Below are 20,823 nucleotides of genomic sequence, written 5' to 3' on the forward strand. Positions count from 1 at the left end.
TGATGCACCTTCCTTTAATCTAAATAGGATAACACCTGTGATCTTGTCTGGCGATCCACTTCTAAAATAGTCTGCAAATCAGGCTGTTTAATGGATTGATGTGCATCCAGTGCTTTTTTGATCAACTCTTCTATTTGTAAAAAAGATATCTGACCTTGCAAAAACAATTGCACTGCAGCTTCGTTTGCTGCATTCAGTACTGTGGTCATTGTTCCTCCTTCTTTACCGGCTTCATAAGCCATTCTCAAGCAGGGGAACCTTTCCTGATCCATTTCAGAAAAATGCAGCTTGCCTATTTCAATTAAGTCTAACCTTTTTGTCCCTGATAATTCAAGTCTGTCAGGATAATTCAACGCATACTGAATCGGAACGCGCATGTCTGGAGTGCCTAATTGGGCGATGACACTATTGTCGTCAAATTCCACCATCGAATGAATAACACTTTCTTTATGCATGATAACATCGATTCGATCATAAGGTACTCCGAATAGCCAGTGTGCTTCAATGACTTCCAACCCTTTGTTCATCATGGTTGCCGAATCTATAGTGATTTTTGCACCCATATTCCAATTAGGATGTTTTAGTGCATCTTCCCTCGTAACGCCGATTAAATCTTCTCGCGTCTTATCGCGGAAACTCCCTCCGGATGCAGTTAAGATAAGCCGGTTCAACTGCTTTTCGTTCTCTCCGTTCAAACATTGAAAAATCGCCGAATGTTCACTGTCCACCGGAAGAAGCCGCACCCCATGCTGTTTGGCTTTCTCCATGACAAGATGGCCTGCTGTGACCAGAGTCTCTTTGTTGGCTAAAGCTACTTGTTTACGATGCTCGATTGCCTGCAACGTAGCCTGTAACCCTACACTTCCCATTACGGCATTGACAACGAGATCCGTTTCATCCGCCGTGCTGATTGTCACTAATCCTTCTTTCCCGGCTATCACCTCAAGCCGGGGGAAATAGTCTTGCAATTCGCGTTTAGTATTGTCATTCCCGACTACAACAATTTTGGGACTGAACTCTTTAATAATCGGTATAGCCTTACCAATATTTTCACCAAATCCCATCGCAAACAAGGAAAAGGTATCAGGATGTTCTCTGATTACATCTAAGGTCTGTATTCCAATGGAACCAGTTGCCCCTAATAGTGATATACTTTTCATGTGACACGCTCCTATATCTATTCCGGGCTAGGAAATAAAATGAATGAAATGCAACAACGGAAAAATAAACAGCCAGCTATCAAATCGGTCGAGTATGCCCCCGTGACCCGGGAGAATTTTGCCAGAATCCTTCACATCGTAATGCCTCTTAAAAGCTGATTCGACCAAGTCTCCAATCTGACCTGCTGCCGATGCTATTATGGTCACCACAATAATAATTGGTAAAGAATGTGGCAGGGGGAACAACCAGTGGAAAAGAACGGCGATTACACATGCAAGCAAAACGCCCCCGATTGCACCCTCGACCGTTTTATTGGGACTAATTTGCGGCCAAAGTTTTTTCCTTCCGAAAGCTCGTCCAAAAAAATACGCCCCCGTATCGGTAGCCAACACAACAATAATGCCATAAAAGATAAAAACAACACCAGCATCTCCGGCATTCATGAAGTAATAAAAACCTGTACCGATATAAATGGCCGATAGTACTAAAAAACCCGCATCTTCGAAAGTGAATTTATTTTTCACCAAAACGGTATATGACAACAGTAGCAGGACACCGATAAGCGTGATTTCCGCCTTGGTAATGGATAATACCTCCATGAGCTCCTGCTCGGTAACAGGGATCAGCAGTCCCCATAACAGCAAAATGGTAATCGCAAAAGGGATAAAATAATTAATAGTCATTCTCATTTTCAGCAGTTCCAGAAGGCCGATAGTTGCAATTAAATAAACGAGTGCTTTAAATACCCATCCTCCATAAAAAACAATGGGAAAAAACAATACAATTGCAATCACGGCAGTTATTATTCTTAACTTCATTTATCTCACATCACCTTATATCCCACCATAGCGGCGTTTTCTCTTTTGATAATCACTCAATGCTTTGTCAAACAGCTGCTCGTCAAAATCAGGCCACAGGACATCCGTAAACCAAAATTCCGTGTAAGCAGACTGCCACAACAGAAAATTACTGAGCCTTTGTTCGCCGCTTGTGCGAATCAGCAGGTCAGGGTCTGGCAGATTCTTCGTGTGTAAGTATTCGGAAAAAGATTCCTCATTCATGTCTTCCACCGACTTTTTTCCTGCCTGGATATCATCCAGGTAACATTTCATTGCTTCCATGATTTCATTTCTACTACCATAGTTTAATGCTATATTCAAGATTAATCCAGTATTATCCTTTGTTTGTTCCTTTGCCTTTTGAACTGCGTCCCTTGTATGTTTGGGTAGACCGTCAAACCGGCCGATTGTTTGTACCTTAACGTTTTTCTGAACGAGTTCTGGTAAATATGTATTTAAAAATTCCATCGGCAATTTCATTAAATAGTCGACCTCTGCTTTAGGGCGCCGCCAATTTTCTGTCGAAAAAGCATAAAGGGTCAATGCATCCAATTGATAGCTGGAAGCAGCAGAAACGATTTTTTTAACATTACTCATGCCTTCCTTGTGCCCAGCGACTCTCGGCATGCCTCTTTTTTTCGCCCAACGTCCATTGCCGTCCATAATGATCGCTACATGTTTGGGCATGGTGTTTTTGTTCAACCTAATTTGTTCATTTTGATTATATTTTTTTGTCTTACCTATAAAGGGAAGTTTGATTGGCATAGTAATCCTCCATCATGGCCTTACATTCCTTTTTGCTCTGACCAGGCAGGGCAGTGACGATAAGGGATTAGCTGTATTTTCCTTAACGTGCAAAAACCCCCTTAAGTAAAGAGGGTCTTTTCTACTTATTATTTTACATGTTATGCAGTCAAACTTCCATAATTTCTTTTTCTTTTTCCTTTGCAAGTGAATCAATATCCGCAATATGTTTGTCAGTAGCCTTTTGCACATCATCTTGGAAGTCTCGTAGATCATCTTCTGTTAAATCGCCATTCTTTTCTGCCTTTTTCAATTGATCGTTGGATTCCCGACGGATATTCCGGACCTGAACCTTTGCTTCTTCACTATACTTTCCGACAACCTTTACCAGGTCTTTCCTGCGTTCTTCTGTCAAAGCAGGGATATTAATGCGAATCACATTTCCATCACTGGAAGGTGAAAGACCTAAATCTGCTTTTAAAATTGCTTTTTCGATATTTGCTGTAGCGGATTTGTCAAAAGGCGTTATGACAAGCAGACGAGCCTCAGGAGCCGAAACAGTTGCAAGCTGGTTGAGAGGTGTACTGGCTCCGTAATAATCGACATAGACACTGTCTAACAAAGAGGGATTTGCCCTCCCCGCACGAACCGTTGCAAGGTTTTTAGAAAATGCCTGAACCGCTTGTGTCATCTTGTCATTTGTGTCTTTAATAATTGCTTGAGTCATGTTATTTCCCCCTTATTATAGTCCCGATTTTTTCACCTAACACGGCTTTTTTGATGTTTCCTTCTTCCATGATCGAAAAAACCAGCAGCGGAATATTATTATCCATACACAAAGTGGATGCTGTTGAATCCATCACTCCCAAACCTTCATTCAAGATTTCAAGATAGGTAAGTTCATCGTATTTGCTTGCGGTTTGGTCAACCTTTGGATCGGCCGTATAAACACCGTCGACATTGTTTTTGGCCATCAAAATGACATCTGCCTCGACTTCGGCAGCTCTTAGTGCAGCTGTAGTATCAGTCGAAAAATATGGATTTCCCGTACCGGCTGCAAAAATGACTACCCGTTTTTTCTCAAGATGGCGAATAGCCTTTCTGCGAATATACGGTTCAGCCACTTGCCTCATCTCAATCGAAGTTTGAACACGCGTCGGAATCCCGAAATTTTCCAGACTGTCCTGTAGCGCAAGAGAATTCATTACCGTTGCCAACATTCCCATATAATCAGCATTAGCACGGTCCATCCCCATCTCGCTGCCAACTTTTCCTCTCCAGATGTTGCCACCTCCGACAACAACGGCTACTTCTACGCCAAGTTCTGCAACTTCCTTCACTTGATCTGCTATCGATTGGATGATCTTTGGTTCGATTCCGTATCCCTGTTCACCGCTGAGAGCTTCTCCGCTTAATTTCAAAACAATTCTACGGTAGCGAGCTGTAGTCATAGGTTACCTCCAGTAATATGTATTTATTTTAAGATGAAAGATTGTTGAAAACAAGCAACAAGCACCCAGGGCAAGTTGCAGACTGGTTTCTTGTCAACCTGATGCGGAAAGAGGGAACACTATGTGTCCCCCCATCCTATCCATCATTATTTTTTCACTTGGCTCATTACCTCTTCGGCAAAGTTATCCTCGCGTTTTTCCATACCTTCACCAACTTGATAACGGATGAATCCTTTGACAGATGCACCTTTGTCTTCCACATATTTCTTCACTTTTTGATCTGGATCCTTCACAAAGCTTTGTTCAAGCAGGCAGATTTCTTCGAAAAACTTCCCAAGGCGACCTTCTACCATTTTTTCGACAATATGCTCTGGCTTGCCTTCGTTTAGCGCTTGTGTCTTTAGTACTTCGCGTTCTTTTTCCACTTCTTCAGCAGAAACTTCATCTCTCGATACATAACGAGGATTTACTGCGGCAATGTGCATCGCCACATCTTTCGCAACAGCTTCATCAGTGGTTCCCTCAGCAACGACTAACACACCGATACTTCCACCCATATGCAAATAGGCACCGAAAGCGTCATTATCGGTTTTTTCAGCTACAGTAAAACGACGTAGTGATAGTTTTTCACCGATTTTAGCAATGTTTGAATTGATGAATTCCTGAACCGATTCACCTTCACCGTGCAGCTTTTGCTCCAAAGCTTCCTCGACAGATGCTGGTTTTTGCTCCAATAAATGCTTTGCCAATTCGGACAGCAAATTTTTAAACTGGTCATTTTTGGTAACAAAGTCTGTTTCACAGTTCATTTCCAGAATTACTGCCTGGTTGCCTTGCACTTCAATATGAGCAGAGCCTTCAGCTGCAATACGGTCAGCTTTTTTGGCAGCTTTGGAAATTCCTTTTTCACGAAGATAGTCAACCGCTTTGTCAAGATCGCCGTCGGTTTCTTGCAAAGCTTTTTTGCAGTCCATCATTCCTGCGCCTGTTTTTTCACGAAGTTCTTTTACCATTTTTGCAGTTACAGCCATTAAAAATTCCTCCTTATGATAGACCAGGAACATCCTAATCCTGGTAATTATCCAAACTCTTAAAAAAAGGTGATAAAAGGTCCCCCCCTTATCACCCTACAAAACCTTTTCTTACTCTTGTACTGCTTCTTCTGTTGCAGTTTCCTCTGTTTCAACTTCCGCTTCTTCTTCCGCTTCTCCCTGCTTAGCTTCTAAAATAGCATCTGCCATTTTAGAAGTAAGAAGTTTCACAGCACGGATAGCATCATCATTAGCCGGAATAACATAGTCAATTTCATCAGGATCACAGTTTGTATCGACAATTCCGATAATAGGAATGTTCAATTTATGAGCCTCCGCAACAGCAATCCGCTCTTTACGAGGATCAATAATGAACAATGCATCCGGAAGTTTGTTCATCTCTTTGATTCCGCCAAGGAACTTGATGAGACGTTCTTTTTCTTTAAGCAATCCTACTACTTCTTTTTTAGGTAGTACATCGAAAGTTCCGTCTTCTTCCATACGCTCGATGTCCTTCAGACGTTTAATCCGTTTGCGGATTGTTTGGAAGTTAGTAAGCGTACCGCCCAACCAGCGCTGGTTGATATAGTACATGCCAGAACGAGTAGCTTCGTCACGCACTGATTCCTGTGCTTGTTTTTTGGTTCCTACGAAAAGGACAGAGCCGCCGTCTGCAGCAATATCTTTAACGTATTGATAAGCTTCATCAACCTTTTTAACGGTTTTTTGCAGGTCGATGATGTAAATGCCGTTACGCTCTGTGAAGATATATTTCTTCATCTTTGGATTCCAACGGCGTGTCTGATGCCCGAAATGAACACCAGCTTCAAGTAGTTGTTTCATTGAAATAACTGCCATGAAAAATTCCTCCTAATTGGTTTTTTTATCCTCCGCCTGTGTCCTCTTTGAGCAGGAACTAACCGACAGGTCAGCACCTCCTGTTCAAATCTACAAGCGTGTGTATTAACACCAAAAGTAAATATACCACATGGGTTTACTGCAATCAAGCATATTATCAGTTTTTTCGATGAAATTTTACCATCAGTTCGACTTCTGTTTTTCCTTTATCAAGCTTTTTGGCGATTTCATCAACTGTATACCCTTGATCATATAAAGAATATACCTTTGCCGTGACAGATTCTTCTACCGTATCCTGTTGCACCTCTGGTATTGGCGGCACATATTCCGAGTCTTCTGCTTTGCCGGACGTATGATGTTTTCTATAGCTCTGTTTATATGGTGGAGTCTGTTCTGCCTTTACAAATGCAGAACCACCCCCCTCATTGCTGTTTTTTTGAGCAGTTTGTTTATTTTTGGACGAATGATCATCCAATTCTTTCAACAGACGATCATTTTCCTCTCTTATTTCATGTAAAAAAGCACTCAGCATTTCCTCCGATTGTTGAAGAGAATCGGTCTTAACCTGTCCTCCGTTCCCACTTTGCTGCAATTTTTGGAACAATAGCCGAATCGCAATGAATGTGAATATGTGTAATAGCAAACTGATGAATAGTAAAAAAGTAAGCATGCAAATCCCCTAACCACTAAAATCGATTTTCCGCCCGAGGTAAGGGTGGTTGTTATCCGTTTTTTCCTCGTCGGCTTTTTTCTTTTGTTGACTATCCTTTGCGTTAAATTGCTTTTCCTTCTTCTCTTTATTGTGTACATCCGTTTTATGTTCGGAATGATTGACTTGCTTCCGCTTGACTTCTTCCAGGTTCTGTTGTGCTGCCGCAAGCAATTCTTGCGTTTGCTGTCCCCTCTGTTGTAACTGTTCCTGCATCTTTGCTGCATCCTGGACTCTCGGAAGTGCCACTTGCATTTCCACCGATTTCCAGCTCATTCCCCCGCACCCTTCGAACTCCTCCAAGATAGCACAGAATGTTTGATACACGCCTACTCAGAGGACACTTATTTTTTAAGGGCTCCCGTTCCGAACAAAGAATGGGAACAATTTGTATTTATAAGCCCTTGACTAATAGTTCTCCTTCCAACAGTAAATCTCCTGCTGGCGTATCTGGCTGAAGGTCAAACTCCTTCGATCAACAAAGACAATCACTGGCTAAGTTTATTCAAGGAGTTTCTTAATTTAAAAATCGCTTTGCGGTGAATTTGTGAAATTCTTGAAGTCGTCAGACCAAGAACCTGGCCGATCTCTGTAAGGGTCAATTCTTCCTTGTAAAACAAACTGACCACCATTTGTTCATTTTCGTTCAATTGTCTTATGCCGGCTTCCAATTCTACGTAGTCTTCCTGTTTAATAAGCCTCTGCTCCGGAGTAGAGGCATGATTATCCGGCAATGTATAGCCAATTCCTTCTTTATGATCACCAGCGCCATCTTTTGGTTTATCTTCCATCGATAGTACATTGGCAAACAAAGAGTCCTTGACCGCCTCTTCCACTTCCAAAGCTGACATCCCTAAGTAATCGGCGATCTCGGTTGAACTTGGCGGCCGTTGATAGGATTGCTCCAGCGTTTGTGCAGCTTGTTCGACTTGTTTTGCTTTATCCCTTACGGAGCGCGGAAGCCAATCCTCTTTACGCAAACCGTCCAGTATCATCCCCCGGATCCTAAACGAGGCATAAGTATCGAACTTCAAATCGCGTTCAGGTTCGAATTTTTTTAGAGCATCGAACAACCCCATCATTCCCAGACTTTTCAAATCATCTTTACTGACGCTGCCAGGTAGATGGGTGGATATCCGGCTGACATGGAAATTGACTAAATAGATATATTTTTTTATAAGTTCGTCCGCCGTTTCACTACTTTTTGTTTTCATCCATGTGTCCCACAATTGCTCTTCTAGAGGAGATGTTTGTTTGGACATGGTTATCCTCCTCACATTATCATTCTATTCCTGAAAAGATTTACAGTAATGTGTCTTATATCTCTGATTCTCCCATATTGACAGTTCTGATTTTCAGAATACCGCTTTCCGGTGAAAATTCTATCGTTCTTCCATTATTTCCGCCGATATCCATGGCAGTTATCGGTACCCGATGAAACTTCAACCGATCAGTAACTGCCTCCGCATTTCGATTACCGACCCGCATCATGTCGCTGGAAGTACTGAATGTAAACATTTGCGCGCCACCCGCAATTTTCGATTTTAAGGCATACCGGCGCGCACCCTTGTCCAAAAGTTGCTTAATCAGCAAATCGATTGCTGTGTCAGCAAATTTCATTTCATTCAACTCACCGTTCCTCGATAAGGTGGAATCCGGCAACATGACATGAGCCATGCCCGCAAGTTTTATAGAAAGATCGTAGATAACCACGCCTACACAAGAACCCAACCCGGTTGTCCGCAAAGTATCAGGGGCATTGGCAATCCTTACATCCGCTATACCTACTTTTACTATTTGATTGGTTGCATTCATTGATCATTTACTCCCAAAGCCGTGAATATTCGCTCAAATGATTCCGGATCAGGAAGCAAAAAGAAATGTCCTTCAATATCCTCGGTTTCACTCTCTGGTTCCTGTATTGTTGTATCGATTATGATCGCATAATCACTTTCCCTGGAAAGCTCCATCAATCCTTCCGAGATAATCGCTCCGGCCATATCCATCGACAAGGAGGGAACCGACGGTTGCATATTAATTTGAGTGAAATCCGAGAGAGCAGTCAAATAAGAACCGGACAAAATATTCCCTATTTCATGTAAAATCGATAATCCCATTTCCGGGTATGGTGGTTTGGTAAACGAGAATTCATCATTCCCGGTTATATGATGAACAAATTGTTCGGCCTGCTCTGGTGAAAACAGGTAAAACATGCTGCCGGGTGCTTCTCCTTCTATCCGAAGGAAAACAGATACAATCACTTTCTCCGCTCCTCCTACCAATTCCATTGTTTCATCGAAACTGGCAATACGGACAGCTGGCGTCTGCATGTCAATTTTTCGGTTAAGCAGCTTGGACAAAGCCGTGGCAGCGTTACCCGCTCCTATATTACCGACTTCCTTTAATGCATCAAGTTGATAGGTTGAAAGTTTTTCGATAAATGACATGGCGATTTAACCTTCTACGGTTTTTAACGCCCGGACTTCTTCATCGGTTAAAACATTATTCAGATTCAATAATATCAACAATCTGTCTTCCAGTTTAGCAACCCCTTCGATATAATCCACATCGACGGCGCCTACTACCTCAGGTGCCGGTTCGACCGCTTCCTCCGGAATATCGATGACATCGTACGCTGCATCAACGATTAATCCTACTTCCATTTCATCCATATATACAATAATCATCCGGGTGCTGTCCGTAAAATCTGCCGCGTCTAGCCCGAACCGCTTACGTAAATCGATAATCGGCGTAACGACGCCCCGCAAATTGATAACACCTTTCACAAAAGAAGCAGTTTGCGGAACTCTGGTGATGTGTTGCATTCTTTCAATTCCACTAACTTGCTGTACGGAAATTGCAAATTCCTCATCATTCAGTTGAAAAATTATTGCTTTAATATCCTGTTTATTATCTTGTGGCATTCCATTGCCCTCCCTTTATTGATTCCTCATTTTTGCTTGATGGTATGTTTATTATCTTCTTCCTTTTATACAATCAACGAGTTACTATCGATAATCAATGCAACTTGGCCATCTCCCAGAATGGTTGCGCCGGAGATAGCAAACACATCGGTCAAATAATTTCCGAGCGATTTTAATACAACCTCTTGTTGGCCAATGAACGTATCGACAATAAGTCCTGCCATCTTATCCCCTTTTCTGATGATTATTACGGAGCAATATTCATCATCGTGTTTTTCTCCGGGGACTTCAAAAACATCCTGCAAATCGATGAGCGGTACAACCTTGCCACGGAAATCAATAACCTTTTTATTATGGGCTGACATAATATTTGATTTCTTAATTACGGCTGTTTCGATGATCGAAGACAAAGGTACTGCGTATTTTTCCTCTTTTATTTCTACGAGCATAACCGAAATGATCGATAATGTCAGCGGCAGCTGGATAGAGAATATGGATCCCTTTTCAAACGTTGAATCAATGGTAATGTTGCCTCCTAAAGATTCAATCGTATTCTTGACAACATCCAATCCTACTCCTCGGCCTGATACATCCGAAATTTTGTCTGCAGTGGAAAAACCGCTTTCCATGATCAATTGATATACTTGCTTTTCTGTTAAATTTTCTGCCTGATCATTGGTTACTACACCATTTGAGACAGCTTTGTTTATCACTTTTTCGCGATTAATACCGGCTCCATCGTCACTGATTTCAATAAACACATGGTTGCCACTGTGATAGGCATTGAGCTTTAAAGACCCTTCCCGTGGTTTGCCTTTTTGCTCTCTTACTTCCGGTAATTCAACACCATGATCGAGAGCATTTCGAATCAAATGAACAAGTGGGTCACCTATTTCATCTATCACCGTACGATCCAGTTCTGTTTCAGCACCTTCAATTTCAAGGTTGATTTGTTTTCCTAAATCCTTTGCAAGCTGCCGAACCATACGCGGAAATCGATTGAATACTTGATCAATCGGAACCATACGCATATTCAGGATAATATTTTGCAAGTCTCCAGATATTCTGGTCATCCGTTCGACTGTTTCTTGCAGTTCTGTATGCTTTAAACTATCCGCAATTTGTTCCAGTCGACCGCGGTCAATGACCAGCTCTTCGAATAAATTCATTAAAGCGTCCAAACGGTCGATGTTTACTCTGATTGTCTTGTTGCTCACCGGAGCTTTTTTCGCTGTATCCTTTTCTTGCTTTACAGGTGCCTCTGCTACTGCTGTCGCACCCTTTTCCTCTGATAGTTTATTTGTATCTTCAGAATTGCCTGATTGGCTAGAACGTTGTTCGATCGAAAAGTTTTGTACTTTGACCGATTCTATTTCGGAAACCTTCATTACTTTCTTTTCTATTTCTTCCGCTTTATCTTTTGTCACCAACAAAACCGTGAAGGATTGTTCGAATTTTTCTTCTTCCAAATCCTGAACAGTAGGAGCCGACTTGATGACTTCGCCAGATTGTTCGAGGATTTCGAATACCATAAACACTCTTGCAGCCTTAAGCAGGCAATCCTCACGTAATGTTATATGTAATTCCAAGTTTTGATATCCTTGGTCATTCGATTCCCTTAATACGGTCATTTCAAATTCATCAAGTGTCGAAACCAGAGTCGATTGTGGTTGATGGTCGGATTCTGAAACAGGTGCAGCCGTATTGCTGTTCTCTTCCGGAAGGGCCTCGCCTCTCTCTATCGCATTCAGTTGTTCAACCAAATGTACGACATCTTTTCTTCCCTCTCCTCCAGAAGCAATATCCATCACCATTTCTTCTAGCTGATCCACTGCCTCGAAAACAACATCCAGAATGGCCGTAGTCACCACTAACTGTTGGTTTCGTACAGCATCCAGGACATTTTCCATTTTATGGGTTAAATCAGCCAAGTCCTGGTACCCCATTGTTGCCGACATCCCTTTCAATGTATGGGCGGATCGAAAAATCTCATTGACCATCGTCAAATCGGAAGGGTTTTTTTCCAGTTCCAATAAGTGATCATTCAAAGACTGGATATGTTCCTTGCTTTCGTCAATAAATACCTCTAAATATTCATTTGTTTCCATGGTTTATTCCCCCATTGCCTAAAATTGGTCTATTATAGCATTGCTGATATTCTGAAGCTCTTCTACCATGTCAACACAGCCAGTTTTCACAGCAGCTTGCGGCATACCATAAACGACTGAGCTGGTTTCGGATTCAGCGATCACCACCGTATCGGCAGCAGCTTTTTTCATTTTGACGATTCCAGCCGAACCATCGGCACCCATGCCAGTCATCACGACTGAAATCGTTTGGAACAGTGTTTGTTTGGCCAGAGATTCAAACAGGATATCAACAGAAGGCCGATGACCTTTCAGCGGAACTTCTTCCGTTACATGTGCCGCCAATGTTCTTCCGATTTGCCTTACCCGTAAATGGTAACCGCCTGGTGCAATATACGCCGTGCCATTCTGCAAGACTTCTCCGTTTTCCGCTTCTTTAATATGCAATTGGGCTAACGAATCAAGCCTGTTAGCCAACGACTTGGTAAAGTTAGGCGGCATATGCTGGACAATCACAATCGGCGCCGGGAAGTTTCCCGGCAAGCGTGTCAATACTTCGTGCAACGCTTTTGGACCTCCAGTAGAAGTTCCGATCGCAACGATTTTTTTTACCGGATGCTGTTTAGGTAACTGTATTGGCTGTGGCGTAACAGTGCGTCCTGCAAATTCATTGTTTTTCCTATCGTTTAACTTAACCCCAGCTGCATGATAGACCTTGTCGATGATCTCATCTTTGACATTGTTGATATCCAACGAAATAGAACCTGAAGGCTTGGCGATAAAGTCCACTGCACCAAGCGACATTGCTTCTAACGTACTGTCCGCTCCCCGGGTAGTGAGACTGGAAAGCATAACCACCGGTAAAGGCTGTTTCTCCATGACCCTCTTCAACGTGCTAATGCCGTCTAATATAGGCATCTCTATATCCAAGGTAATGACATCGACAGCAATATCTTCCAGTTTGTCCAATGCATCCAGCCCGTTACGGGCTGTCCCGGTCACCTGGAGTCGCGGATCGGAATTCAGTATGTCCGATATCATTTTCCTCATGAATGCTGAATCATCTACCACCAGTACCCGTATCGGTTTCATGTTAACTACCTCTCTTTGATGAAATGTGTTAGCTTTTTGATAAAGGAAGAAGACGCTCTCCTGGAGTCCGGTCTATCACCATCAAGAAACATATCCGTTATCTCTCTGACAGCTTTGGCAGCAGCTGTTTTCGGGCTTTTTTCGATAAAAGGTGTCTGACTGATGACTGCCTGTACCACCGCTTTATCCTCAGGCAGCATCCCGAGAATGGCTAGTTCTTTTCCAAGAAATTGACCAGCAACACGCTGAAGACGGGCTGCTGTTTGTTTGCCGATACGCTGATTTGGAATCCGATTGATCAGTAAAAAAAGTGGTAAATTCAGATCTTCCCTGGTAATGTGTTTGATCATTGCATAGGCATCAGTTAGCGAAGTAGGCTCTGGAGTGGTTACAACGATTGCTTCATCTGCCGCCATTAAAAAATTAGCGCTGCCTTCTGTTATCCCCGCACCCATATCGAAAATAATAAAATCAAATAAACCAGTCAGCAGTTCATATTGATCGATAAAGTAATCAAATTGTTCATTGCCCATCGCAAAAATATTCGAAAGGCCGGAACCAGCTGAAATATATGCGAAAGAGTCAGATATTTGTTCGATAACATCCTGGATCGGCAGTTGTCTCTCAAATATATCGACGATAGACAGCCTGCTGGTTTTCCCCAGTAACACATCAATATTTCCCATGCCGATATCCAAATCGAACAACAACACTTTCTTTTGTTTCTTCGAAAGGGACAAACAGAAGTTTACAGCGAAATTGGATTTACCTACCCCGCCTTTTCCGCTTACAACTGCTATAGTTTTTGCCTGTTTTGGTTCCCTCCTGGCCTCTACTTTTTTACGTAAATTAGCGGCCTGGTCATACATCGGCAAACTCACCAACAATCATCTTTGCAAGTTTTTGAACATCGACTGATTCTATATCATCCGGAACATCCTGGCCGGTGGTTATATAGGCAATCCCTTTACCTGATGCCATGGATAAGCCAGCCATCGCTCCGTAGCTCGCTGTTTCGTCCTTCTTTGTGAAAACCAATTGCTTTATCGGAACCTTTTCAAATTGCCGGTAAATCTCCATCAAATCAGCACTTTTGGCAGCGAGGGATAAAACAAGGTACGTATCGATATCCTGGTTCAAATCAATAATTTGAGCAAGTTCTTTTACGTATTTTTCATCCCTGAAATTCCTTCCCGCCGTGTCTACCAACACCAAATCAAAATCTTTAAACTTCTCTCTTGCCGAGCGGTAGTCATCAAGGTTATATGCTATTTCCATCGGCACGTCCAATATCTTCGAGTATGTTTTCAGCTGGTCGATAGCTGCGATTCGATAGGTGTCCGTCGTAATAAAGGCCACCCTTTTGTTGTCCTTCAATACACTTTTTGCCGCGATTTTCGCAATGGTAGTTGTTTTGCCGACACCGGTTGGGCCTACAAAATGGACAAATTTTTTCTCATAGGAAATCCCTTCAAATGCACCTTCCGGGAATCTGTCAGCCAACTCTTCTGCCAGAAGTTCCACAAAAGAATCTCTTCCAGCTTCAGGATTGTGACCATACATACTCGATACCAGTCTTTCAGCCATTTCCTCTTCCATATCTTGTGAAAGTAAGTGTTCATAAAACAACCGGTATGCAGCAGGGTATTGCGGTAGATTGCCTGTGTTGCTGTTTAATTCAATCAAGCTTTTCAAATCTCTCAATTCCTGTAACATACCCTGATCTGGTTTGGTCGCAGCCGGTTCCTTCCATTTCACCTCTTTTTCAGAGACTCTCGGCTTTGTTACTTGCTGCTCGGCTTGTTTTTGTCTTTTTGGTTCCTTATCTAATGCGGCAACCACTTCTATGTTTCTTTTTTTAAACAGGCCTAAAAACCCACCAGTGTGAATCGCCTTTGAATGCAGGATGACCGCATCGGCCCCCAGCTCTTTGCGTACTTTCTGCATAACTTCCGGCATTGTCGGTGCTGTAAACTTTTTCACCTTCATGCGACGTTCACCACCCCTATGCTTTGCACTTCAAGGTTCGGTTCCAGTTCATTGTAAGAAAGCACAATAACTTGCGGAAAATAACGATCAAGCAATTGTTTCAAATACATTCTGATAGAAGGAGCGCATAAGATAATCGGTGTTTCTTCCCGTAGCGATGCCTGTTCTACCTGCTCAGTTACAGATCGGATTATTACCTGCTGTGTTTCCGGATCTAACGCTAGATAGCTGCCATGTTCTGTTTGCTGCACATTTTCCGCCAGAACTTGTTCTACATCATTAGAAATGGTTATCACCCGTAGCATTCCTCCCTCATCTACATACTGTTTGGTTATCTGAGAAGCAAGCGACTGTCTTGCATATTCAGCCAACAACTCTGTATCACTGGTCATCTTGCCAAAGTCAGCAAGCGTTTCAAAAATAATCGGAAGATTTCTAATCGAAACATTTTCACGCAACAGCTTGGCTAAAACTTTTTGGATATCCCCGGTAGACAATGGTTCTGGGGTGACCTCTTCAACCAAAATCGGATAACTTTCCTTCAAGTGATCGATAAGCTGTTTCGTTTCTTGTCTGCCGAGTAATAAATGGGCATGCTGCTTGATAACCTCCGTTATATGGGTGGATACAACTGATGGCGGATCGACAACCGTATAACCTGACAATTCGGCCTCATCTTTTAATTCTTCACTTATCCATTTTGCGGGAAGTCCAAAGGCTGGTTCCTGTGTTTCAATGCCTTCTATAGTATCGTCATCAATCCCTGGGCTCATTGCTAAATAATGGTCGAGCAATAATTCACCGGTGGCCACTTCATTTCCTTTTACCTTTAACCGATATTCATTCGGATTCAGTTGAATGTTATCCCTGATTCTGACAACCGGAATGACGACCCCCAGTTCAATCGCTAACTGCCTGCGGATCATTACCACCCGGTCAAGCAAGTCTCCTCCTTGACTTGTATCAGCTAACGGAATCAGCGCATAACCAAACTCAAACTCGATCGGATCCATGCTTAGCAGCTGGACAACATTTTCTGGAGACTTCATATGATCCGTATCTGCTTCCTCTTCTTCTTCGACTGTTGGCAAATCTGGCTGCTCCAACTCCTTGGAGAGCCAGTATGCTCCAAATACCAAGATGCCGGCAATCATTGTCGTCAGCAAAAAGTTTATAGGAGTTAAACCAAGGAAGAATACGGTACCTGCTGCTATATATAAAAGTTTTGGATACCGAAAAAGTTGGGTGGTGACATCCGTCCCAAGATTCCCCTCAGAAGCAACACGGGTAACCACGATACCGGTAGCCGTCGCAATCAACAGCGCAGGAATTTGACTTACCAGGCCATCTCCTACTGTCAACTGCATATAGGTGCTGATTGCTTCCTGGAAGCTCATATCCATCTGGACCATGCCAATGATCAAACCGAATATAATATTAATGAGGACGATGATGATTCCTGCAATTGCATCCCCTTTTACGAACTTACTGGCACCGTCCATCGCACCATAAAAATCAGCTTCGTTCTCTATTTTTTCTCGCCTTTCCTTCGCCTGCTGCTCCGATATCATGCCCGCATTCAAGTCAGCATCGATACTCATCTGTTTACCAGGCATTGCATCCAGCGTAAACCTGGCAGCAACTTCGGAAACACGTTCGGCGCCCTTTGTAATGACAAGAAACTGGATAATCACCAAAATGGCAAATACCACAAAACCTACTAAAGGATTATCACCAATGACGAAGGTTCCGAACGTTTCAACTACTCCCCCGGCATCCGCTTTTGAAAGTATGGAACGCGTGGTCGAAACATTCAATCCAAGACGAAAAAGAGTCATCAATAGTAACAGTGACGGGAAAATCGAAAATTGCAATGCCTCTGTCGTATTCATGGACACTAGTATGACAATAAGTGCTAAGGAAATATTGCATAGTATGAAAATACTTAATATCCATCCTGGCAAAGGGATGACCAACATAATAATAATTAAAATTACACCTAATAAAACCGATAAATCTCTAATTGCCATGTAACTCTCTCCTTAAATCACTTACTTGAAGCGTTGTGTCCCATTTTATACACGTAAGCCAGCACTTCAGCTACTGACTGAAAAAATTCTTCACTGATAATGTCGCCGATTTCGATTTCCTTGTATAATCCACGTGCCAGCGGGCGATTTTCCACCATCATTACATCGTTTGCCTTCGCTATATCTCTGATGCGAAAAGCAACGTAGTCTACCCCTTTCGCAACCACATAAGGAGCATCCGCTTTTGTTTCATCATATTTGATCGCGACAGCATAGTGGGTCGGATTCGTGATGACTACATCTGCCTGTGGTATCTCGCTCATCATTCTCCGCATGGCCATCTGCCGCTGCTTTTCTTTTATTTTTGATTTGATTAAAGGATTACCCTCAATATTTTTGTGTTCATCCTTGATGTCATTTTTAGACATCCGGATACTTTTTTCAAAATCGTATTTTTGGTACGTATAATCAATTACAGCAATCACCAGTAGTGCAATCGAGGCTGCTATTCCCATGGTAATAGTGGTGTTACCAAAAAAGGCCAGTGAACTGTCCACATCCTTACCAGCAAGCTGCATCATCTCGTCTTTACGCATCCAAATGACAGCAAAAGTGATTACTCCGATAAAAAAGATTTTCAATAGTGATTTGACTAATTCCACCAATGCCCGCGCCGAAAATATTTTCTTTGCCCCTTGAAGCGGATTGATCTTACTCAATTTCGGCTTTAGCGGCTCACCCGTGAACAAGAAACCTATTTGCATAAAATTGGACGCAAGACCTGCCACGATGGCAATTCCCATGATTGGTGCGACTGCTTTGCTCATTTCTATTGTCGTTTCCAAAAAAACTTTATGGGTGGTCGTTTCTGTAACCTCCCAGTTGATATATTCCGTGAAGGAGTGCTGATACATTGCCATCATAATATTTTTCAAATAACCGCCAAGAGTGATAAATAGAAGAAAAACGAAAAACAATAAAATCGCTGTATTTATATCCTGACTCTTGGCAACCTGTCCTTTTTTTCTTGAATCTTGACGCTTTTTCGGGGTTGCTTTTTCTGTTTTTTCACCTGAAAAAAATTGCAAATCGAGCTTTAATTCCAGTTTAAGCACCTCCGAATAGCTGTAACAGACTTTGCATGGTTTGAAGCATGGTTTCAAACAAGTTTTTCACCAATCCTACATACAGACCAAGAAAAGGTAAAAGGACAATAAAACTGACGAGTATTTTCAATGGAAGTCCCACTACAAAAACGTTTAACTGTGGAACCGTACGAGCAATTATTCCTAGAGCGACATCGACAAGGAATAAACAGCCGACCACCGGAATCGCCATTTGAAAAGCAATTAAAAACATCCGGCTGAATGTTTGTGTAACAAGTTCTGTTATCGCTTCATTTCCCCAAGGAATGAAAGCATCTATCGGTACTGTTTGGTAACTGTAAAAGATGCCATCTATCAACAAATGATGCCCGTTGACCGCAAGGAGAAACAATAAAGCAATCGTATAAAAGTACTGCCCGATCAAAGGACTCTGTGCGCCTGTCTGAGGATCGATCACATTCGCAATTGCAAAGCCCATCTGAAAATCGATAAAGCCTCCGGCAATTTGAAGAGCCGCAAGAATCAAATAAGCTATCAAACCAAGAAGTAGTCCGACTAGTGCTTCTTTAAAAATTAATAGGATAAAGGTTTCATCCAGTGCTATCTCGGGTACAGAAATCGTGTAATACATAATCCATGCCAAAAAGAAACTGCTCCCTATTTTAAAATGCGTCGGAATATTTTTATAAGAAAAAATAGGAACCGTGACAAAAAAAGAGGTTATCCGGACTAGTATCAATAAAAAAGCCGGAACACTGGATAAATTAATTAAGTCTAACATCTATTTCAACCCACAAACTGGTTTAAGTTCTGGAAAATATTTGCTGCAAATTCCACCATGCGCGTCAACATCCAAGGGCCGAAAAACACGAGCCCGACAAGGACTGCGACAATTTTCGGGATAAAAGCAAGTGTTTGCTCTTGAATTTGGGTGGTGGCTTGAAAGATACTAACCAATAGTCCAACGACAAGCGCTAAAAGCAGCAACGGACCAGTCACCATTAGTATCGTATATATCCCTTGCTGAGCCAGGGAGATGACAAAATCACCGCTCATAAAACCTTCTCCTTTCCATCGTTAAAATCCGCTCAGTAATGAATGGGTGATTAAGTACCAGCCATCCACCAAGACGAATAGCAGAATTTTAAATGGTAAAGAAATCATTACCGGTGGAAGCATCATCATACCCATGGACATTAAAACACTTGCTACCGCCATATCGATTACAAGAAATGGAACAAAAATCATAAATCCCATCTGGAATGCGGTTTTTAATTCACTGATAGCAAATGCAGGTACTAGCGTTGTAAGCGGTATGTCCTGAATTGTTTCTGGCTGTTCCATCTGAGCATAATTCATAAACAGGGCCAAATCCTTTTGTCTCGTATGGCCGGCCATGAATTCTTTAATTGGCATACTGGCATTTTCATACGCCTCATCCAGCGTAATCTCTTCATTCATTAAGGGCGTCAGTGCGTCCTCGTTAATCTCCTGAAAAGTAGGCGCCATGATGAAAAATGTCAAAAACAGTGCCAGACCAATAAGTACTTGATTGGGCGGCATTTGCTGTGTAGCAAGTGAAGTTCTGACAAACGAAAGAACAATAATGATTCTGGTGAAACACGTCATCAAAATTAATATACTTGGTGCCAATGAAAAAACGGTCAACAGCAAGATCAATCGGACAGAAGTAGATATACTGCCAGGGTCTGAACCGGAAAACACATCTATAAATTCATTCATTGCTATCTTCATCCTTATTCTGACGGCGTTCAATCAATCGTTTTCTGCCCTGTTTGAGTTTATCTAGCTCTGACTGGAATAAAGCCGAGAAATGTTGTTGCTTTTCTTCCCCAGTAGTGTCTGCTGTATTTTTTCCCTTTCCCATGACTGATGTCAGGAAAGTGACTGGGTTGAGATCACTTCCCTCGCCATCTGACTTCATCAATTCTTCTTTGGTGGCTTCATCGGTTATTTCAGACAACATTTCCACGTTGTCTCCTACACCAACAACGAATAATTTCCCGCCAATACGGACGATTTGCAGCGATTTTTGTGGCCCCAGAGCGATTCCGCCAATGTTTTCTAATGCCCTGACTTTTTGGTACATTTTATTTTTGCGATTTAAAAATTTCAACAGAAAATAGATTAATGCTAAAACCAAGCCGAGTGCTAGTAATAACCGGATAAAATAAAAGAATAATCCGGAAGAAGACTTGTCCGCTGGTTCAATCTGGTTATCCTGCTTCCCGTCGCTTTCACTATCATCTTCGTTTGTCGTTCCAGTATCTGACTTGCATTCATCACTTTGCGCTCCCACGCAGTCCTTTACACTTGGAGCCGCCTGAAACGTTGCCGGAACAAACCAAAGTGAAAGAAGGATAAATGCCAGCACACTAAATTTTTTCAACATTTTTCACCACTTGTTCTCAGTCTAATACTTTTTGAATTGCTTCAATTACACGGTCGGCCTGAAATGGTTTAACAATAAAGTCTTTTGCACCAGCCTGGATTGCATCGATAACCATTGCCTGCTGCCCCATGGCAGAACACATAATAACTTTTGCATCTGAATTAATTTGTTTAATTTCCTTCAATGCAGCAATACCATCCATCTCGGGCATGGTAATATCCATTGTCACAAGATCTGGCGTCAGTTCCTTGTATTTTTCGACAGCCTGAGCGCCATCCGGTGCTTCTCCTACAACTTCAAAGCCGTTTTTACTCAAAATATCTTTAATCATCATACGCATGAACGCTGCATCGTCTACTATTAATACTCTCTTACTCATTTAAACTACC

At 42.2% G+C, this 20,823-nt stretch carries 24 protein-coding genes; all 24 read right to left on the bottom strand.

The genetic code is table 11. From position 1 onward, the window contains the following. Positions 1–14: 14 nt before the first annotated feature. The 24 genes from dxr to BLR82_RS02180 all read right to left on the bottom strand — a co-directional run bounded on the left by dxr (position 15) and on the right by BLR82_RS02180 (position 20,813). A complete protein-coding gene (dxr, locus tag BLR82_RS20690; protein WP_074597342.1) occupies positions 15–1,160 on the bottom strand; it encodes a 1-deoxy-D-xylulose-5-phosphate reductoisomerase in 1,146 nt (381 codons plus the stop codon). A 27-nt stretch (positions 1,161–1,187) separates the two neighbouring features. Further along, positions 1,188–1,979 (bottom strand): phosphatidate cytidylyltransferase, encoded by a 792-nt coding sequence (locus BLR82_RS20695; RefSeq protein ID WP_074597343.1) that lies wholly within the window; start codon positions 1,977–1,979, stop codon positions 1,188–1,190. Between the two features lie 15 nt (positions 1,980–1,994). Further along, positions 1,995–2,765, bottom strand: a complete 771-nt coding sequence (locus BLR82_RS02075; protein WP_074597344.1) for an undecaprenyl pyrophosphate synthase — start codon at positions 2,763–2,765, stop codon at positions 1,995–1,997. 148 nt (positions 2,766–2,913) lie between these two features. Then, on the bottom strand, positions 2,914–3,471 hold the full coding sequence (gene frr / locus BLR82_RS02080; RefSeq protein WP_074597345.1) for a ribosome recycling factor: 558 nt from the start codon (positions 3,469–3,471) through the stop codon (positions 2,914–2,916). A 1-nt stretch (position 3,472) separates the two neighbouring features. Further along, a complete protein-coding gene (pyrH, locus tag BLR82_RS02085; RefSeq protein ID WP_074597346.1) occupies positions 3,473–4,195 on the bottom strand; it encodes a UMP kinase in 723 nt (240 codons plus the stop codon). 146 nt (positions 4,196–4,341) lie between these two features. Further along, positions 4,342–5,226, bottom strand: coding sequence for a translation elongation factor Ts (gene tsf, locus BLR82_RS02090; protein WP_074597347.1), 885 nt, complete (start codon positions 5,224–5,226; stop codon positions 4,342–4,344). 111 nt (positions 5,227–5,337) lie between these two features. Continuing rightward, complete coding sequence (rpsB, locus tag BLR82_RS02095; RefSeq protein ID WP_074597348.1) at positions 5,338–6,084, bottom strand: 30S ribosomal protein S2; 747 nt, start codon at positions 6,082–6,084, stop codon at positions 5,338–5,340. A 157-nt stretch (positions 6,085–6,241) separates the two neighbouring features. After that, positions 6,242–6,754, bottom strand: a complete 513-nt coding sequence (locus BLR82_RS02100; protein WP_074597349.1) for a DUF6115 domain-containing protein — start codon at positions 6,752–6,754, stop codon at positions 6,242–6,244. A gap of 9 nt (positions 6,755–6,763) precedes the next feature. Next, positions 6,764–7,069, bottom strand: coding sequence for a hypothetical protein (locus tag BLR82_RS02105; protein WP_074597350.1), 306 nt, complete (start codon positions 7,067–7,069; stop codon positions 6,764–6,766). Between the two features lie 212 nt (positions 7,070–7,281). Continuing rightward, on the bottom strand, positions 7,282–8,055 hold the full coding sequence (locus tag BLR82_RS02110; RefSeq protein ID WP_074597351.1) for a FliA/WhiG family RNA polymerase sigma factor: 774 nt from the start codon (positions 8,053–8,055) through the stop codon (positions 7,282–7,284). 55 nt (positions 8,056–8,110) lie between these two features. Beyond that, on the bottom strand, positions 8,111–8,608 hold the full coding sequence (locus BLR82_RS02115; RefSeq protein ID WP_074597352.1) for a chemotaxis protein CheD: 498 nt from the start codon (positions 8,606–8,608) through the stop codon (positions 8,111–8,113). After that, a complete protein-coding gene (locus tag BLR82_RS02120) occupies positions 8,605–9,240 on the bottom strand; it encodes a chemotaxis protein CheC (protein WP_074597353.1) in 636 nt (211 codons plus the stop codon). Before BLR82_RS02120 ends, BLR82_RS02115 begins: the two co-directional genes overlap by 4 nt. A 6-nt stretch (positions 9,241–9,246) precedes the next feature. Beyond that, the gene (locus tag BLR82_RS02125; protein ID WP_074597354.1) at positions 9,247–9,717 is read right to left on the bottom strand and encodes a chemotaxis protein CheW; all 471 of its coding nucleotides are present in this window, start codon (positions 9,715–9,717) and stop codon (positions 9,247–9,249) included. Positions 9,718–9,782: 65 nt separating this feature from the next. Next, positions 9,783–11,825 carry a chemotaxis protein CheA gene (locus BLR82_RS02130; protein ID WP_074597355.1) on the bottom strand — a complete coding sequence of 681 codons (2,043 nt, stop codon included), beginning with the start codon at positions 11,823–11,825 and terminating at the stop codon, positions 9,783–9,785. A gap of 18 nt (positions 11,826–11,843) precedes the next feature. After that, positions 11,844–12,896: a protein-glutamate methylesterase/protein-glutamine glutaminase gene (locus BLR82_RS02135; RefSeq protein ID WP_074597356.1), complete on the bottom strand. Its 1,053-nt coding sequence runs from the start codon at positions 12,894–12,896 to the stop codon at positions 11,844–11,846. Between the two features lie 5 nt (positions 12,897–12,901). Then, positions 12,902–13,777 carry a MinD/ParA family protein gene (locus BLR82_RS02140; RefSeq protein WP_245693629.1) on the bottom strand — a complete coding sequence of 292 codons (876 nt, stop codon included), beginning with the start codon at positions 13,775–13,777 and terminating at the stop codon, positions 12,902–12,904. Then, complete coding sequence (gene flhF, locus BLR82_RS02145; protein ID WP_074597358.1) at positions 13,758–14,885, bottom strand: flagellar biosynthesis GTPase FlhF; 1,128 nt, start codon at positions 14,883–14,885, stop codon at positions 13,758–13,760. Before flhF ends, BLR82_RS02140 begins: the two co-directional genes overlap by 20 nt. After that, on the bottom strand, positions 14,882–16,915 hold the full coding sequence (gene flhA / locus BLR82_RS02150; protein WP_074597359.1) for a flagellar biosynthesis protein FlhA: 2,034 nt from the start codon (positions 16,913–16,915) through the stop codon (positions 14,882–14,884). Before flhA ends, flhF begins: the two co-directional genes overlap by 4 nt. Before the next feature lie 17 nt (positions 16,916–16,932). Continuing rightward, positions 16,933–18,021: a flagellar biosynthesis protein FlhB gene (gene flhB / locus BLR82_RS02155; protein WP_074598238.1), complete on the bottom strand. Its 1,089-nt coding sequence runs from the start codon at positions 18,019–18,021 to the stop codon at positions 16,933–16,935. Position 18,022: 1 nt separating this feature from the next. Further along, complete coding sequence (gene fliR, locus BLR82_RS02160; RefSeq protein ID WP_074597360.1) at positions 18,023–18,802, bottom strand: flagellar biosynthetic protein FliR; 780 nt, start codon at positions 18,800–18,802, stop codon at positions 18,023–18,025. Between the two features lie 5 nt (positions 18,803–18,807). Further along, complete coding sequence (gene fliQ / locus BLR82_RS02165) at positions 18,808–19,077, bottom strand: flagellar biosynthesis protein FliQ (protein WP_026570352.1); 270 nt, start codon at positions 19,075–19,077, stop codon at positions 18,808–18,810. Between the two features lie 21 nt (positions 19,078–19,098). Next, entirely contained in the window at positions 19,099–19,764 is a 666-nt protein-coding gene (fliP, locus tag BLR82_RS02170) for a flagellar type III secretion system pore protein FliP (protein ID WP_074597361.1), read from the bottom strand. After that, entirely contained in the window at positions 19,757–20,434 is a 678-nt protein-coding gene (locus BLR82_RS02175) for a flagellar biosynthetic protein FliO (RefSeq protein WP_074597362.1), read from the bottom strand. Before BLR82_RS02175 ends, fliP begins: the two co-directional genes overlap by 8 nt. 16 nt (positions 20,435–20,450) lie before the next feature. Further along, entirely contained in the window at positions 20,451–20,813 is a 363-nt protein-coding gene (locus tag BLR82_RS02180; protein ID WP_074597363.1) for a response regulator, read from the bottom strand. Between the last annotated feature and the right edge of the window lie 10 nt (positions 20,814–20,823).

It is taken from the genome of Sediminibacillus halophilus (assembly GCF_900103695.1).
Lineage (GTDB): Bacteria > Bacillota > Bacilli > Bacillales > Amphibacillaceae > Sediminibacillus > Sediminibacillus halophilus.

Excerpts from the sequence above, each read along its gene's own strand:
- BLR82_RS02135 (WP_074597356.1), bottom strand. The coding sequence starts at position 12,896 with ATGAAACCGATACGGGTACTGGTGGTAGATGATTCAGCATTCATGAGG.
- pyrH (WP_074597346.1), bottom strand. The coding sequence starts at position 4,195 with ATGACTACAGCTCGCTACCGTAGAATTGTTTTGAAATTAAGCGGAGAA.
- fliP (WP_074597361.1), bottom strand. The coding sequence starts at position 19,764 with ATGAATGAATTTATAGATGTGTTTTCCGGTTCAGACCCTGGCAGTATA.
- fliQ (WP_026570352.1), bottom strand. The coding sequence starts at position 19,077 with ATGAGCGGTGATTTTGTCATCTCCCTGGCTCAGCAAGGGATATATACG.
- BLR82_RS02175 (WP_074597362.1), bottom strand. The coding sequence starts at position 20,434 with ATGTTGAAAAAATTTAGTGTGCTGGCATTTATCCTTCTTTCACTTTGG.
- frr (WP_074597345.1), bottom strand. The coding sequence starts at position 3,471 with ATGACTCAAGCAATTATTAAAGACACAAATGACAAGATGACACAAGCG.
- dxr (WP_074597342.1), bottom strand. The coding sequence starts at position 1,160 with ATGAAAAGTATATCACTATTAGGGGCAACTGGTTCCATTGGAATACAG.
- BLR82_RS02105 (WP_074597350.1), bottom strand. The coding sequence starts at position 7,069 with ATGAGCTGGAAATCGGTGGAAATGCAAGTGGCACTTCCGAGAGTCCAG.
- flhF (WP_074597358.1), bottom strand. The coding sequence starts at position 14,885 with ATGAAGGTGAAAAAGTTTACAGCACCGACAATGCCGGAAGTTATGCAG.
- BLR82_RS02130 (WP_074597355.1), bottom strand. The coding sequence starts at position 11,825 with ATGGAAACAAATGAATATTTAGAGGTATTTATTGACGAAAGCAAGGAA.
- flhA (WP_074597359.1), bottom strand. The coding sequence starts at position 16,915 with ATGGCAATTAGAGATTTATCGGTTTTATTAGGTGTAATTTTAATTATT.
- tsf (WP_074597347.1), bottom strand. The coding sequence starts at position 5,226 with ATGGCTGTAACTGCAAAAATGGTAAAAGAACTTCGTGAAAAAACAGGC.
- BLR82_RS02120 (WP_074597353.1), bottom strand. The coding sequence starts at position 9,240 with ATGTCATTTATCGAAAAACTTTCAACCTATCAACTTGATGCATTAAAG.
- BLR82_RS02100 (WP_074597349.1), bottom strand. The coding sequence starts at position 6,754 with ATGCTTACTTTTTTACTATTCATCAGTTTGCTATTACACATATTCACA.
- BLR82_RS02115 (WP_074597352.1), bottom strand. The coding sequence starts at position 8,608 with ATGAATGCAACCAATCAAATAGTAAAAGTAGGTATAGCGGATGTAAGG.
- BLR82_RS02180 (WP_074597363.1), bottom strand. The coding sequence starts at position 20,813 with ATGAGTAAGAGAGTATTAATAGTAGACGATGCAGCGTTCATGCGTATG.
- rpsB (WP_074597348.1), bottom strand. The coding sequence starts at position 6,084 with ATGGCAGTTATTTCAATGAAACAACTACTTGAAGCTGGTGTTCATTTC.
- BLR82_RS02125 (WP_074597354.1), bottom strand. The coding sequence starts at position 9,717 with ATGCCACAAGATAATAAACAGGATATTAAAGCAATAATTTTTCAACTG.
- BLR82_RS02075 (WP_074597344.1), bottom strand. The coding sequence starts at position 2,765 with ATGCCAATCAAACTTCCCTTTATAGGTAAGACAAAAAAATATAATCAA.
- fliR (WP_074597360.1), bottom strand. The coding sequence starts at position 18,802 with ATGTTAGACTTAATTAATTTATCCAGTGTTCCGGCTTTTTTATTGATA.
- BLR82_RS20695 (WP_074597343.1), bottom strand. The coding sequence starts at position 1,979 with ATGAAGTTAAGAATAATAACTGCCGTGATTGCAATTGTATTGTTTTTT.
- BLR82_RS02110 (WP_074597351.1), bottom strand. The coding sequence starts at position 8,055 with ATGTCCAAACAAACATCTCCTCTAGAAGAGCAATTGTGGGACACATGG.